At 67.1% G+C, this 13,560-nt stretch carries 13 protein-coding genes; 8 read left to right on the top strand and 5 right to left on the bottom strand.

Annotated features, from left to right (window positions below):
• Positions 1 to 8 precede the first annotated feature (8 nt).
• A complete protein-coding gene (locus A5789_RS24065) occupies positions 9 to 650 on the top strand; it encodes a hypothetical protein (RefSeq protein ID WP_063012169.1) in 642 nt (213 codons plus the stop codon).
• Between the two features lie 44 nt (positions 651 to 694).
• Here A5789_RS24065 and A5789_RS24060 read toward each other — a convergent pair whose 3' ends face one another.
• Together A5789_RS24060 and A5789_RS24055 are read right to left on the bottom strand one after the other, a co-directional pair.
• Complete coding sequence (locus A5789_RS24060) at positions 695 to 1,174, bottom strand: carboxymuconolactone decarboxylase family protein (RefSeq protein WP_064903042.1); 480 nt, start codon at positions 1,172 to 1,174, stop codon at positions 695 to 697.
• Positions 1,171 to 2,265: a dihydrodipicolinate reductase gene (locus A5789_RS24055; RefSeq protein WP_064903040.1), complete on the bottom strand. Its 1,095-nt coding sequence runs from the start codon at positions 2,263 to 2,265 to the stop codon at positions 1,171 to 1,173. The genes A5789_RS24060 and A5789_RS24055 overlap by 4 nt, the downstream gene beginning before the upstream one ends.
• Positions 2,266 to 2,392: 127 nt before the next feature.
• Here A5789_RS24055 and A5789_RS24050 point away from each other — a divergent pair, with 127 nt between their 5' ends.
• Both A5789_RS24050 and yidC read left to right on the top strand, forming a co-directional pair.
• Positions 2,393 to 2,689 (top strand): DUF6412 domain-containing protein, encoded by a 297-nt coding sequence (locus A5789_RS24050; protein WP_063012305.1) that lies wholly within the window; start codon positions 2,393 to 2,395, stop codon positions 2,687 to 2,689.
• Between the two features lie 115 nt (positions 2,690 to 2,804).
• Entirely contained in the window at positions 2,805 to 3,641 is an 837-nt protein-coding gene (yidC, locus tag A5789_RS24045) for a membrane protein insertase YidC (protein ID WP_064903038.1), read from the top strand.
• Here yidC and ctaD read toward each other — a convergent pair.
• On the bottom strand, positions 3,638 to 5,383 hold the full coding sequence (gene ctaD, locus A5789_RS24040) for a cytochrome c oxidase subunit I (RefSeq protein ID WP_082856844.1): 1,746 nt from the start codon (positions 5,381 to 5,383) through the stop codon (positions 3,638 to 3,640). The genes yidC and ctaD overlap by 4 nt on opposite strands.
• A gap of 338 nt (positions 5,384 to 5,721) precedes the next feature.
• Here ctaD and A5789_RS24035 point away from each other — a divergent pair, with 338 nt between their 5' ends.
• The gene (locus A5789_RS24035; RefSeq protein WP_064903036.1) at positions 5,722 to 8,271 is read left to right on the top strand and encodes an ATP-dependent Clp protease ATP-binding subunit; all 2,550 of its coding nucleotides are present in this window, start codon (positions 5,722 to 5,724) and stop codon (positions 8,269 to 8,271) included.
• Positions 8,272 to 8,290: 19 nt separating this feature from the next.
• Complete coding sequence (locus A5789_RS24030; RefSeq protein ID WP_197516702.1) at positions 8,291 to 8,701, top strand: DUF1801 domain-containing protein; 411 nt, start codon at positions 8,291 to 8,293, stop codon at positions 8,699 to 8,701.
• 101 nt (positions 8,702 to 8,802) lie between these two features.
• Here the strand turns inward: A5789_RS24030 and A5789_RS24025 are convergent, their stop codons facing one another.
• Positions 8,803 to 9,519 carry a TetR/AcrR family transcriptional regulator gene (locus A5789_RS24025; protein WP_064903034.1) on the bottom strand — a complete coding sequence of 239 codons (717 nt, stop codon included), beginning with the start codon at positions 9,517 to 9,519 and terminating at the stop codon, positions 8,803 to 8,805.
• Positions 9,520 to 9,633: 114 nt separating this feature from the next.
• Between A5789_RS24025 and A5789_RS24020 the strand changes: the two genes are divergently transcribed.
• Together A5789_RS24020 and A5789_RS24015 are read left to right on the top strand one after the other, a co-directional pair.
• The gene (locus tag A5789_RS24020) at positions 9,634 to 10,404 is read left to right on the top strand and encodes an SDR family NAD(P)-dependent oxidoreductase (RefSeq protein WP_064903032.1); all 771 of its coding nucleotides are present in this window, start codon (positions 9,634 to 9,636) and stop codon (positions 10,402 to 10,404) included.
• A gap of 103 nt (positions 10,405 to 10,507) precedes the next feature.
• Entirely contained in the window at positions 10,508 to 10,990 is a 483-nt protein-coding gene (locus tag A5789_RS24015; RefSeq protein WP_030516069.1) for a nuclear transport factor 2 family protein, read from the top strand.
• A gap of 13 nt (positions 10,991 to 11,003) precedes the next feature.
• On the opposite strand, the gene A5789_RS24010 is transcribed toward A5789_RS24015, so the two are convergent.
• Positions 11,004 to 12,041: an AraC family transcriptional regulator gene (locus A5789_RS24010; protein ID WP_227462667.1), complete on the bottom strand. Its 1,038-nt coding sequence runs from the start codon at positions 12,039 to 12,041 to the stop codon at positions 11,004 to 11,006.
• Between the two features lie 39 nt (positions 12,042 to 12,080).
• On the opposite strand from A5789_RS24010, the gene A5789_RS24005 reads away from it, so the two are divergent.
• Positions 12,081 to 13,553: an NAD(P)/FAD-dependent oxidoreductase gene (locus A5789_RS24005; protein ID WP_064903030.1), complete on the top strand. Its 1,473-nt coding sequence runs from the start codon at positions 12,081 to 12,083 to the stop codon at positions 13,551 to 13,553.
• Positions 13,554 to 13,560 lie beyond the last annotated feature (7 nt).

Genomic DNA, 13,560 nt, shown 5'->3' with positions numbered 1-13,560 from the left:
AGGACGCCATGTCGAACGACATCGGTACCGAACCGAAGCGGGCAGTCGACGCGGAGGCCGAGTCCTCCGCGGCCGCGCCTGCCGAGACAACCGCAGCCGAGACCACCGCGCAGACCACGAAAACGCCTCGCACACTGTCGATCCGGCTGTCGACCGTCGCCACCGTGGCGGCCGGCGTGGCGTTGATCGCGCCGGCCGCGGTCTTCGGATCGCTGTGGCTGTCGGCGCGCGGCGATCTGCGCGACCGCGACGACCGGGCGGCCGCGCAGCAGCATGCCGAGCAGGTCGCCACCGATTACGCGGTCGGCGCCTCGAATATCGACTACCGGAACGTCGGCGCGTGGATCGGCAAGCTGAAGGCCGGCACCTCGCCGCAGCTGGCCGGGAAATTCGACGCTACCGCACCGAAACTGCAGGAGATCCTGGTCCCGCTGAAGTGGACGTCGTCGGCGACCCCGATCGCGGCCAAGGTGATGAGCAACGAGAACGGCGTCTACAAGGTCGACGTCTTCCTCGACGTGAACTCCACCAGCGCACAGACGCCGCAGGGCGCGCAGACCACCGTCACCTACACGGTCGACGTCGATCCCGGCAGCGGCTGGAAGGTGACCGACGTCGGCGGAATGGCCGGGGCCCTGCCCAAACAGTGACGGCCTCGCCCGAGCAGTAGCACCCCCGGGCAGCGCCCGGACCCTCAGTGGCCCGGCAGCACGCACACGGTGTCGAGTCCGAGGACGCGGTTGAGCCGGCCGAACGCCAGCCACGAACCGATGCACATGCTCAGCTCGACGATCTCGGCCTGGCTGTAGTGCGCACGCATCCGGGCCCAGAACTCGTCGTCCAGATTGTGGTGGTCGAGGACGTAGCGTTCGGTGTATTCGGCGGCCAGCCGGGTTCGGTCGTCGAAGGAATCGGTTGTGCGCCAATCGGTGACGGCCTGCTCGAAGCCGATCTCCACCTTCTGCCCGTCGCGCTCGGTGCGCCAGTCCTGACAGAACAGGCAGCCGTTGATCTGTGCGATCCGCAGCCGCGCCGCCTCGAACTCTCGCAGTCCGAGGGTGCTGTGGGAGTAGACCGCCAGCGACAGTTTCGAGGCGGCGGGCCCGATCCCCGGCACCATCTCACCCCAGACGTAGCCGATCGGATCCGTCCCCTCGGGGATGTCGATGTTCATTGCGGTGTCCTTTCGGATGGGTCGCTCGCGAATCTGCCGACCGCGGGGCGCAAGGGGACGTCGAGGGCGTCGTAGAGGCCGGGCTCGGCCGCGGCCAGCCAGTCGATGGCGTTGACCAATCTGCCGACGGCAGTGGCATTTCCGCCGGCCGCGCGGTTACCGCCCTCGGTCTCGGCCTCGACGGTCACCTCGATGCGCGGATCGCCCTCCACGATGATGCGATGCGCGCCCGCGCCGTCGGGCGGGCGCGGCCAGTCGGGTGCGCAGTCGGGGTGGATGCGGGTGACGTGTTCGATCACGATGCGCGGCCGGCCGCCGACCATGCCCTGCACCTCGAACCGCACCGCACCCTGGGTGCCCGCGTCGAAGTCACCCATCGCCGCGGTGGTCACCGTGGTGCCGAGGGCACGCCGGTCCAGCGTCTCGCGGATGCCGTCGAGTTCGGCGCCCAGGGCGCGTGCCATCAGGCGAATCTGACCGCCCCACACCATCGTCGGGACACCGGGCGCGGTCATCGGCGGCTCGTAGTCCATCGGCTGTCCCATCCCGACCAGGTAGCGCACCGAATCCGGCTGGTCGTAGGTGGAATAGTCGAAGATCTCCTGGCAGCGGATCGTGTCGACCCGGTGACCGAGCCCGCTCACCAGCAGCGGCAGCACATCGTTGCCCCACCCGGGATCGATACCCGAGACGAACAGCGAACCACCGCCCGCCGCGATCGCCGCCAGCACCGGCTCGCGCACCTCGGCGGGAGCGTTGCGGGGATCGTAGAGCGCGTAGAGGGCGGGGGTGACGACCACGGCGCCCGCGCGGATCGCGGCCACGATATCGCGCAGGGCGTCGTCGGGCCGGATATCGCCGGACACCGCGTACACGACCGCGCGAGGATGGCGTGCCAGCAGGGCGTCGACATCGGCCGAGGCCGCGACACCGAGGTCGTGGTCGAGTCCGGCCAGCCGGCCCGCATCGCGCCCCACCTTGGCCGGATCGTGCACCAGCACCCCGGTCAATTCCAGTTCGGGGTGCGCGTGCACGGCGCGGATCGCGGCACGGCCGACATTGCCCGTACCCCAGACGATCGTCGAGATCATCGCTCCGACACTAGCAAGTGCTTGGTTCGCTGTGGGCGTTTTGCCGGGTCTGCCGTCGGTCCCTGTGCCCGGACACCAGGCCGTCGGCTCAGCTCGGTGCGCCGTGCCGTTCGGTACCCTGATCGTCATGGTGATGCGGATCCGTTCGACGGCGCTGATGCTGTGCGCCCTCGTACTGTCCGTGGTCGCCGCCACGATCATGCCTGCGGGCGAACCGAATTCACTGCTGGCGGTTGCCGCCGCGGCGGTTCTCGCGTTGGCGGTGGTCGCCGCCTACTCCAGCCGGGTGCGACTGCAGCCGATCGGTGTCAGCAGTGGACCACCCGTGTCGGCGCAGCAGCGGCGGCGGGGATCTTTTCTGCGACAGAGCAATCCGGATACGGCGGGCCGGGTGCGGCCCAGGGCACCGGGTCGCTGGAGCTGATCGCGCGTCACCCACGCCGGTGCTCCCAGCCGGCCGCAGTGAACGCGCAGCTGTCCAGCCGCCCCTGTTCACTCGCCCGTACCTTCACGGGTGCCTCGAAGTGAGGTGATATCCCATGCTCGATTTCGTGTACTACCCGGTCGCCGCCGTTCTCTGGCTCTGGCACACCGGATTCGCCGTCCTGTTCGGCGCCGCGAGCGGCCTGTCCTGGGCCCTGGCGATCGTCATGCTGGTGGTGACCCTGCGCGCCGCCCTGTATCGGCCGTTCCTCGCTCAGGTCCGGTTCTCCCGCACGATGGCCGTTCTGCAACCGAAGATGCGGCAGCTGCGCGTCGAATGCGGCGACGACCGCGAGCGATTGGCCGTCGAGACCCGGAAATTGCAGCAGCAGCACAACTTCAACGTGCTCAGCGGCTGCCTGCCGGTGCTCGTGCAACTGCTGATGTTCCTGGGACTGCTGCATGTGCTGCATTCCTTCGACCGCACCGGCGGCGGCTCGTATGTGCCGTTCCTCGGAAACACCACGGCGATGTCCGCGGCGCAGAACGCCGATACCGCGAATTACGTGTTCGCACCGGAGCAGGTGCGGTCGTTCCTGCACGCCGATCTGTTCGGCGCACCGCTGTCGGCGACGCTGACCTCCACCGACAGCGTGGCGTCGGTGGCCGTCGTGGCGATCCCGCTGGTACTCATCGCGGCCGTCGCGACCCACTGCACCGCGCGGGCGTCGATCGCTCGCCAGCTCGAGATCACCCCGCAGATGCGGCTGATCAACGCGATGACGTTGTGGCTGTTTCCGCTGGGCACACTGGTCGCGGGCCTGGTGATGCCGGTCGGCATCTTGGTCTACTTCGCGACCAGCAATACCTGGACCTTCGTGCAGCAGCACGTGGTCCATCGCAGGCTCGGCCCGCTGGAACCGCTGCCGCCACCGGCGGTCCCGACGATCTAGGCCCGTTCCTGTTCGGCGGGGGCGGTCTCGTAAACCTCCGCATGCGGGGCGCCCCAGCCGATATGCGATTCGGCGCGCAGGCGGTCGATCATGTGCGGATAGTGCAACTCGAATGCCGGCCGCTCCGACCGGATCCGGGGCAGCTCGTAGAAGTTGTGCCGGGGCGGCGGGCAGGTCGTCGCCCACTCCAGCGAATTGCCGTACCCCCACGGGTCGTCCACCGTGACCACCTCGCCGTAGCGGTAGCTACGGAACACGTTCCACACGAAGGTGATCATCGAGAAACCGAGGATGAACGAACCGATGGTGGACACGGTGTTGAGCGTGGTGAATCCGTCGGAGGGCAGATAGTCGGCATAGCGACGCGGCATTCCTTCCGCACCCAGCCAGTGCTGCACCAGGAAGGTGGTGTGGAAGCCCAGCAAGGTGGTCCAGAAATGCAGTCTGCCCAGGCGTTCATCGAGTAGTCGGCCGGTCATCTTCGGGAACCAGAAGTAGATGCCGGCGAACGTCGCGAACACGATCGTGCCGAACAGCACGTAATGGAAATGCGCCACAACGAAATACGTGTCGGTCACGTGGAAGTCCAGCGGCGGGCTGGCGAGGATGACGCCCGACAGGCCGCCGAACAGGAAGGTGACGAGGAATCCGAGCGCCCACAGCATCGGCGTTTCGAAGGTGAGCTGGCCCTTCCACATCGTGCCGATCCAGTTGAAGAATTTCACCCCGGTCGGGACGGCGATCATGAAGGTCATGAAGGAGAAGAACGGCAGCAGCACCGCCCCCGTGGCGAACATGTGGTGTGCCCACACCGCCACCGACAGCGCCCCGATACTCATCGTCGCGTAGACCAGGGCGGTGTAGCCGAAGATCGGTTTGCGGCTGAACACCGGAAAGATCTCGGTGACGATGCCGAAGAACGGCAAGGCGATGATGTACACCTCGGGATGGCCGAAGTACCAGAACAGGTGCTGGTAGAGCAGGTTGCCGCCGGTGGCGGGATCGTAGATGTGGCCACCGAGACGGCGGTCGTATTCCAGGGCCATGAGCGCCGCGGTGAGGATCGGGAAGACCATCAGGACGAGCACGCTGGTCACCACGATGTTCCAGGTGAAGATCGGCATCCGGAACAGGGTCATACCCGGCGCGCGCAGGACGATCACGGTGGTGAGCATGTTGACACCGCCGAGGATGGTGCCCAGGCCGGAGACGGCCAGACCCAGAATCCACATATCGCAGCCCACACCTGGGGAGTGCACGATATCCGACAGCGGAGTGTAGGCGGTCCAGCCGAAGTCGGCGGCGCCGCCCGGTGTGACGAATCCTGCGGTGGCGAGTGTGGCGCCGAAGAGATAGAGCCAATAACTGAGCGCGTTCAGTCGGGGGAAGGCCACATCGGGCGCGCCGATCTGCAACGGCAGGATGCAGTTGGCGAAGCCGAACACGATGGGCGTGGCATAGAACAGCAGCATCAGGGTGCCGTGCATGGTGAACAGCTGATTGAACTGCTCCGGCGACAGGAACTGCAGACCCGGGCGAGCGAGCTCGGCCCGCATCAGCAGCGCCATCAGCCCGCCGACGAGGAAGAACGCCATCGAGCTGACGATGTACATCATGCCGAGCAGCTTCGGATCGGTCGTCGTGACGATCGTCCAGAGCTGCGAACCCTTCGGGGCGATCCGCCGGGGATAAGGCCTTGCGGCTTCGATCTCGGCGGCGCCGCGAGATGGTGCTGTAGTCACAGTTCCTCCTCGAGCCCAACCATCTTCGAGTGTGGCACCGCGGCAAGATCAACGTGTCGAATCCCGCCGGGTATCGGTGCGCGATCGGTCGTGATCTTCGCCGGACGCGCCCATGCTCCCATCGATACCCACTTCCCGGCAGATGGATCGCCGGAAACTTCCACGGGGATCGCTGGGAAGTAACGGATGCTTCGGTGACCTCCACGGAAACGACGGTCGGGAGTACGGTTGGACCCGACCGTTTCGGAGTGGTTCTGAGGTGAGTGCGGCGGTGCGGACCGTAGCTGTCCATTCGCTCGCCGCTGCGACGACGAGATTCCGAGATACGAGGTGTGGACATGACCGCTGCCTGGCCCAGTTCGTTCAACTCCTTCGACGATCTGTTCAATCGCTTCTTCGGCCCCGGGATGGCCGCGCAGCCACCGGTACAGCGCATCGATCTGGGCCGGCTGCTCAGCGACAGTGCCAAGGAGCTGATCGCGATCGCCCGCTCGGCCGCGCAGGACTGGGGTAATCCGGAGGTCACCGCCGAACATCTGCTCTACGCCGCCACCCAGGTCGAACCGTCGCGCGGGATCATCGCCCAGCTGGGCCGGGATCCGGACCAGGTCGCCGCGCAGATGCGCGGTGCCGCCGGCAGCGGAGAGGCCACCGCGACCGCGGGCGGCCAAGTCGTCCTGGACCCCGGCGCCAAACTGGCCCTGCGCACCGCGCAGCGCAACGCCGCCGAAGCGGGATCGAGCTACATCGGCCCGGAGCATATCTTGCTGGGCATTGCCGACAATCTGGAAAGTCCTGCCGCGCAGTCTCTTTCGGGTGCGAAACTGCCCGTCGCCGAGGGGCAGAAGAAGCCCACCGACACACCGACGCTCGACGAATACGGCCGGGATCTGACCGCCGAGGCCCGCGCGGGCAAGGTCGACCCGGTCGTCGGCCGCGCCGAGGAGATCGAGCAGACCGTGGAAATCCTTTCCCGGCGGCGCAAGAACAATCCGGTACTCATCGGCGACCCCGGTGTCGGCAAGACCGCGATCGTCGAGGGCCTGGCGCAGCGCATCGTCAACGGCGATGTGCCCAGCACCCTGGCCGACCGGCGGGTGGTGGCCCTCGATGTGGGCTCGCTGGTGGCGGGCAGCAAATATCGCGGCGAATTCGAGGAGCGGCTGACCAAGATTCTCGACGAGGTCCGCGAGCACTCCGACGAACTGGTGCTGTTCATCGACGAGTTGCACACCATCGTGGGCGCCGGCACCGGCGGCGAGGGTTCGATGGACGCGGGCAACCTGCTCAAACCGGCGCTGGCCCGCGGCGAACTCCATGCCATCGGCGCCACCACCGTCGACGAATACCGGCGCTACATCGAAAAGGACGCCGCCCTGGAGCGCCGCTTCCAGCCGGTGCTGGTCCCGGAACCGTCGGTAGCGGACACCATCGAAATCCTGCGCGGACTCGCCGACGTCTACGAGGAGCACCATCAGGTGCACTACGACGACGAGGCGCTGGTCGCCGCGGCGGAGCTGTCCGACCGCTACATCACCGACCGGTTCATGCCCGACAAGGCGATCGACCTGGTCGACCAGGCCGGCGCCCGGGTCCGGTTGCGCACCCGCATGCCGGGCCCGGATCTGCGTGCGGCACAGGAGGAATTGTCGCGCCTCGAGCGCGAGAAGGATGCCGCCGTCGCGGCCGAGGACTACGCCCGGGCGGACGAACTCAAGAGCGAGATCGCCGCCGCCGAGGAACGGGTCGGCCACATCACCGCCGACGAGGCGCCGACGGTCACTCTCGACGACATCGCCGAGGTGGTGTCCAAGCAGACCGGAATTCCGGTGTCGGAGTTGACGGTCGAGGAACGACAGCGCCTGCTGCAGCTGGAGGATGTGCTGCACAAGCGGGTGATCGGGCAGGACGAGGCGATCGTGGCCGTCGCCGAGGCGGTGCGCCGCGCCCGCGCCGGGATGAAGGATCCGAACCGTCCGATCGGCTCGTTCCTGTTCCTCGGCCCGACCGGTGTGGGCAAGACGGAATTGGCGAAAGCGCTGGCGGAGGCGGTGTTCGGCGACGAGGACCGGCTGATCCGATTCGATATGAGCGAATTCCAGGAGAAGCACACGGTGTCCAGGCTGGTCGGCGCACCGCCCGGATATGTGGGCTACGAGGATGCCGCACAGCTCACCGACAAGGTTCGCCGCCAGCCGTATTCGGTGATCCTGTTCGACGAGGTGGAGAAGGCTCATCCGGACGTCTTCAATGTGCTGCTGCAGTTGCTCGACGACGGGCGCGTCACCGACGCCAAGGGGCGCACGGTCGATTTCAAGAACACCATCGTGATCATGACCAGCAATATCGGTTCGGATCTGATTCTGAAGGCCACTTCGGCGGAGCTCGACGCCATCACCCCGCGGTTGATGGAGCGGCTGCAACAGCATTTCCGGCCGGAATTCCTCAACCGCATCGACGAGACCATCGTGTTCCACCGGCTCGACCAGGAACAGTTGCGCCGCATCGTCGATCTGGTTCTCGACGGCCCCCGGCGCCGCCTGCGCGCCCAGGACATCGAACTCGACGTCACCGACGCGGCGCGGGATTGGTTGTCGGAGAACGGTTATCAGCCCGAATTCGGCGCTCGCCCGCTACGCCGGACGGTGCAGAAGCAGCTGGAGAATCAGGTGTCCCGGCTGGTGCTCGGTGGCGAGCTGAACCCGGGCGACACCGTGCGCGTCGATGCCGACGAGTCCGGGCTGCTCGTCGCCGCGGTGGCCGGATCCGGGGCCGAACGCTCGCTCGACGCTTCCGCGAACGGCCAGAAGCCGAAGGGTAAGAAGGCGAACGGTAAGTCCGATGCCAAGTCCGAGAAGAAGTCCGGAGCGAAATCCGGCAAGAGCTGACCTCCGCCAGGGGTCCGGCATGGTGAGCTACGTGGCCGATCCGCGCGTCGACGCCTACATCGACGCGCTACCGGCGTGGCAGCGTGATATCTGCCGCCAGGTGCGCGAACTCGTCCACGCCGCCGACCGGGATGTCACCGAGACCGTAAAGCGCAGAGTGCGACCGTATTTCGTCCTCGACGGAAACATCTGCGCGCTTCTGGCGACGAAGACGCACGTCGACATATTCCTCTACGACGGGGCGATGGTGCCCGATCCCGAGGGCATCATCACGGGCGGTCACGACAACACGACGGCGCGCACCGTGGCGATTCGCGAGGGGGAGACGATCAACGCCCCCGCGCTGTCGGCGATGCTGCGGCAGATCATCGCGAACAATCGCGCGGGCGGTTGGCGTAAGCTGAAACATGATGCCGCACAGGTCGATTGACGGATCTCTCCGGCAGAGTTCATGGACCTGTCGTGCGGCGGATCGGCGCAGGCCGGCACGTCGCCGTGGGCGGATCGCGCGGTCCGGCGCCGTGGCCGTTTTCAGCCCGTTGTCGTGTCCGCAGGGGCTTGTGCGTAGACGCCGGCGGTCAGTTCGCGCATACATCTGACCACCAGGGGAGCCGGTCCGCCTGCTCGCGTATCGGTTCGCGCTGCGGCCGAGGATGTTTCGGCAACACTACCCGGCTGTGCCACCGGGCCGTCGTCGTCGGCCCATTGCTCGAGTCCGATGCGGATCGCGCCGGCGGCCGCGGCGGCCAGGGTGCGCAGGCGCAGCGGATCGGTGTCCGGGGACAGTTTCGTCAGCAACTCCAGCAGGGCGTGCTCACCGGTGAGGTTGACCCGGAACCAGACCGCGCGCAGGGCCGAATCGTCGGCCATCGCGCGCAACAGGCCGCGGGTGATGTCGAGTTCGTCGCGGTCCACCACGTTCAGGGCGCGGATCGCGGCGGTCTCCAGTTCCGCGATCGTAGGCAATCGGTCCGGTCCGTCGCCCAGGATGTCCAGCCAGCGAGACGCGCCCGCCGACAGCATCGGTTCCACGGCATCCTCTTTGGTACGGCAATAGCGATAGAAGGTACGCAGGCCGACGCCGGAAGCGGCGGCGATCTGCTCGGCGGTGACCGCCGCGGTGCCGCGCTCGGCGAACAAGCGGGCGGCGGTGTGGGCGATCTCCATCCGGGTCGCCGACTTGCGCCGCGCGGCCAGGTTCGGGCGCGGCGATGCGGGGGCGGACGGGCCGGTTCTCGACTCGGGCATGAGTCACCTCCTGTCCGCACAGTCTAAGCGCGAATTGTCACTCTGGCACAACGTGCCACTCAGGCGTACTGTGTCAAACAAAACGAGAAAATCGCAGTTGAGGAGAGTTTCGCAATGGAGCGTTTCGCAGACCGCCGGGTTCTGATCACCGGCGGCGGATCCGGGATCGGCCGCGCCACCGTGCATCGCATCCTGTCCGAGGGCGGCACCGTGGTGGCCGCCGACGTCAACGAGGCGGGGCTGGCCGAAACCGCGAAGCAGGCCGCCGAGAAGGGCAGCGCCGATCGGCTGACCACCTTCACGATCGACATCTCCGACGAGTCCTCGGTGCAGGCCGGGGTCGCCAGGGCCGTGGAGACCCTGGGCGGGCTGGACGCGCTGGTCAACGCGGCCGGCATTCTCCGCTCGGCGCACACCCACGAGATGCCGCTGGCGGACTGGAACCGCATCATCACCACCAACCTCACCGGCACCTTCCTGATGATCCGGGAATCGCTGCCTGCGCTGCTGGACAGCGGCCGCGGCGTCATCGTGAACTTCGCCTCCACGTCCACCTACTTCGCGCACCCGTATATGGCCGCCTATGCCGCGTCGAAGGGCGGCATCATGTCGATGACCCATGCGCTGGCCTCGGAGTACTCCAAGCAGAACCTGCGCGCGGTGGCCGTGGCGCCCGGCTCGATCTCGAGCGATATGACCGACGGCCGCGGCCCGGGCCTGCCCGAGGACGCCGACTTCTCGCTGTTCACCAAGCTCATGCCGATGCTCGGCCAGGGTTTCGCCTCGCCCGACACGGTCGCCGGCGTGGTGGCCATGCTCGCTTCCGACGACGGCGCCTTCATCACCGGCACCGAGGTGCGCATCGACGGCGGCACCCACGCCTGATGTGGCGAATCGGTCCGGGCCGTCCCGGTCATCGGGAAAGCCCGGACCGAAACAGAAACGTGTTCTATTGTGCTGGCGGGGCCGAAACCAGGAGGTGACCGCGATGGATCTGGTTGCGTTGGAAGAGATTCGTGCGTTGAAATACCGCTATCTGCGGACGCTGGATCTGCGGGAGTGGGACGAGTTCGCCGATACCCTCGCCGCGGACGCGGTGGCCGATTACGGCTCGCCGTCGGGCGGTAAGCCGCTGCAGTTCGAGGGCCGCGACGCCATCGTCGGCTATCTCAGCGGCGCGATGACCGGCACCATGATCACCTCGCATGTGTGCAGTCATCCCGAGATCGCGGTGGACGGCGATTCCGCCTCCGGCAGTTGGTGTCTCGAGGATACGGTCATCGTTCCCGAGCACGGGATCATGATTCGCGGCGCCGCGTACTACCGCGACACCTATCGCCGTGAATCCGACGGCCGCTGGCGCATCACGAAGACCGGCTATCAGCGCAACTACGAGGCGATGATGCCGCTGTCCTCGATCCAGGGATTCACCATCACCGCCAGCCGCTGGGACCCCAGCGTCACGCACTGATCCGGTCGGCCGCTCAGGCCCGGGCGGTGCGCCGGATCGCGGTGGGAGTGCTGTCCCACCAGCGGCGCGCGCAGCGGGTCAGGGTGGCCTGTTCCGCGAGGCCGAGCAGTGAGGCGATCTGGCTCATCGGCAGATCCGTTGTGGTCAGATAGCGTCGGGCCTCACTGCGGCGCACATCGTCGACGATGGCGGCGAAAGTCGTGTGCTCGGCCGCCAGGCGCCGCTGCAGGGTGCGCGGATGGATCGTCAAAAGCCTTGCCACCGAATCGATCTGCGGTGCGGTCGTGCCCAGCAGCTGTTGTACGGCGGCCCGCACCCCCGGCACCGTGGAGGCGCCGGTGTCACCGGCTTGTTCGGCCAGGAATGCCACCGCCAGCCGGCGCAGATTCGCATCGCCGCCCGCGATCGCCCGGCTCGTGAGGTTGCTCGGCAGCCGCAGCATGGCCGCCGGTCGCTCGAAGCGCACCGGGACGCCGAAGAAATTCTCGTAGGCCGCGCGCGGACCCGGCGGGCGGTACGGCAGCTCCACCGAGCGCAGGCCGTACGGGCCGTCCACCAGCCGGATCAGCGTGCGATGCAGAAATCCCAGGCCGAGATCGGTGCCCTGGACGGGTTGGGGGAACCCCGGTTCGACGCCGTAGCGCAGGGCCGTCACACCACGGTCGCCGTAGGGATCCGGTTCGATGGTCAGGCTCAGCGAGCGCGCGTGCACGAACAGGTAGCGCGAGGTGCACTCCAGCGCATCGGCCAGGGTCGGCGAGCTGCGGATGGCCAGCGCGAGTGGTCCCAGCATGCCGAGGTCCTGCCGGGCGGCGATCCGGAGGCCCAGATCGGGACACCGCAGCCGGTCGGCGGCGATCTCCAGCACCAGCGCCATCGCCTCGTCCGACACCAGCAGATCGTCCGCGTCCAGGGCGGCGATCGGGTAACCGGCCGCGGCCGCGTATTCCTCCGCATTTCCCCCGAGTTCGGCCACGGTCGCGCGAAAACCGCGCAAACCGGCCGAGCGGATCACCGACATGTCGTCCAGAATCAAATACTTGTCGCGCAAAGTCAAGAATGCCGCGGGCGGAACCAGGAGACTGGAACCATGACCGCAGCTGGTGAATATGTCGACGTCGTCATCGTGGGCGCTGGTCTGTCCGGAATCGGCGCCGGTTACCGCGTGCAGACCGAATTGCCCGGAAAGTCCTATGCGATTCTCGAGGCGCGCGAGTCGCTGGGCGGCACCTGGGACCTGTTCCGGTACCCCGGCATCCGCTCGGATTCGGATATGTTCACCCTCGGCTACCCGTTCGAGCCCTGGCGCGATGCCAAATCGATCGCCGACGGTCCCTCGATTCTGCGCTACATCACCGAGACGGCGCGCCGCTACGGGATCGACAAGCATATTCGCTACGGCACCAAAGTCGTTGCGGCACAATGGTCCAGCGCCGAGTCGCGATGGACGCTGACCCTGCGGCAGGGCGATGCGGAGCGCACGCTGAGCTGCCGCTTCCTCTACTCGTGCGCCGGCTACTACGACTACGACGAGGGCCACGCGCCCGAATTCCCGGGCGTGGAGACCTTTTCCGGCACCATGGTGCATCCGCAGTTCTGGCCGGAGGATCTCGACTACGCCGGCAAGAAGGTCGTGGTCGTCGGCAGCGGCGCCACCGCCGTGACGCTGGTTCCGGCGATGGCCGAGCAGGCCGAACTGGTGACCATGCTGCAGCGTTCACCGACCTGGATCTCCGCGGTGCCCGGTCGGGACAAGCAGGCCGACAAGATTCGGGAACTGCTGCCGGCGGGCTTGGCGCATCGTGTGATCCGCACGAAGAACATCCTGTTCAACGTCGGTTTCTATCAGTACTGCCGACGTCGTCCGCAGGCGGCGCGCAAGCTGCTCACCGGGCTGACCACTCGCATTCTCAAGGACGAGAAGCTGGTCGCCGAACACTTCACCCCGGAGTACAACCCGTGGGATCAGCGGCTGTGCGCGGTGCCGGACGCCGACTTCTTCAAGGCGATGCGCAAGGGTAAGGCCGAGGTGGTCACCGATCACATCGACACCTTCGGGCCCGAGGGCATCCGGCTGACATCGGGCCGGGTGCTCCCCGCCGACATCGTCATCTCGGCGACCGGCCTGAAGTTGCTGGCCTTCGGCGGTATCACGCTGGAGGTCGACGGTGAGCCGGTGAACCTGTCCGACCGGTTCGTCTGGCAGGGAACGATGCTCACCGGCGTCCCCAACTTCGCGGTCTGCATCGGCTACACGAATGCGTCCTGGACGCTGCGCGCCGACCTGACCTCACGGCTGGTCTGCAAGGTGATCGCCCATATGGACCGGCGTGGATACGACGCGGTGGTACCGCAACCGCAGGGCGAGCTCACCGAACATCCGCTGCTCGACCTCGCCTCCGGCTATATCCAGCGGTCCATCGGCGACTTCCCGCGGCAGGGCGATCGGCATCCGTGGAAGGTGCGGCAGAACTACCTGCTGGATTCGGCCACGACCATGCGCACGAATCTGGACAAGACGCTGCAGCCGGTCCGGCGCACGGCGGCGCTGTCGAACGCCTGAGTGCAGC

Source organism: Nocardia sp. 852002-51101_SCH5132738 (assembly GCF_001665695.1).
GTDB lineage: Bacteria > Actinomycetota > Actinomycetes > Mycobacteriales > Mycobacteriaceae > Nocardia > Nocardia nova.
This window is presented reverse-complemented; position numbering and strand designations above follow the sequence as displayed.

Coding starts and splice junctions, on each gene's coding strand:
- A5789_RS24065 (WP_063012169.1), top strand. CDS start 9: ATGTCGAACGACATCGGTACCGAACCGAAGCGGGCAGTCGACGCGGAG.
- A5789_RS24060 (WP_064903042.1), bottom strand. CDS start 1,174: ATGAACATCGACATCCCCGAGGGGACGGATCCGATCGGCTACGTCTGG.
- A5789_RS24055 (WP_064903040.1), bottom strand. CDS start 2,265: ATGATCTCGACGATCGTCTGGGGTACGGGCAATGTCGGCCGTGCCGCG.
- A5789_RS24050 (WP_063012305.1), top strand. CDS start 2,393: ATGGTGATGCGGATCCGTTCGACGGCGCTGATGCTGTGCGCCCTCGTA.
- yidC (WP_064903038.1), top strand. CDS start 2,805: ATGCTCGATTTCGTGTACTACCCGGTCGCCGCCGTTCTCTGGCTCTGG.
- A5789_RS24035 (WP_064903036.1), top strand. CDS start 5,722: ATGACCGCTGCCTGGCCCAGTTCGTTCAACTCCTTCGACGATCTGTTC.
- A5789_RS24030 (WP_197516702.1), top strand. CDS start 8,291: ATGGTGAGCTACGTGGCCGATCCGCGCGTCGACGCCTACATCGACGCG.
- A5789_RS24025 (WP_064903034.1), bottom strand. CDS start 9,519: ATGCCCGAGTCGAGAACCGGCCCGTCCGCCCCCGCATCGCCGCGCCCG.
- A5789_RS24020 (WP_064903032.1), top strand. CDS start 9,634: ATGGAGCGTTTCGCAGACCGCCGGGTTCTGATCACCGGCGGCGGATCC.
- A5789_RS24015 (WP_030516069.1), top strand. CDS start 10,508: ATGGATCTGGTTGCGTTGGAAGAGATTCGTGCGTTGAAATACCGCTAT.
- A5789_RS24005 (WP_064903030.1), top strand. CDS start 12,081: ATGACCGCAGCTGGTGAATATGTCGACGTCGTCATCGTGGGCGCTGGT.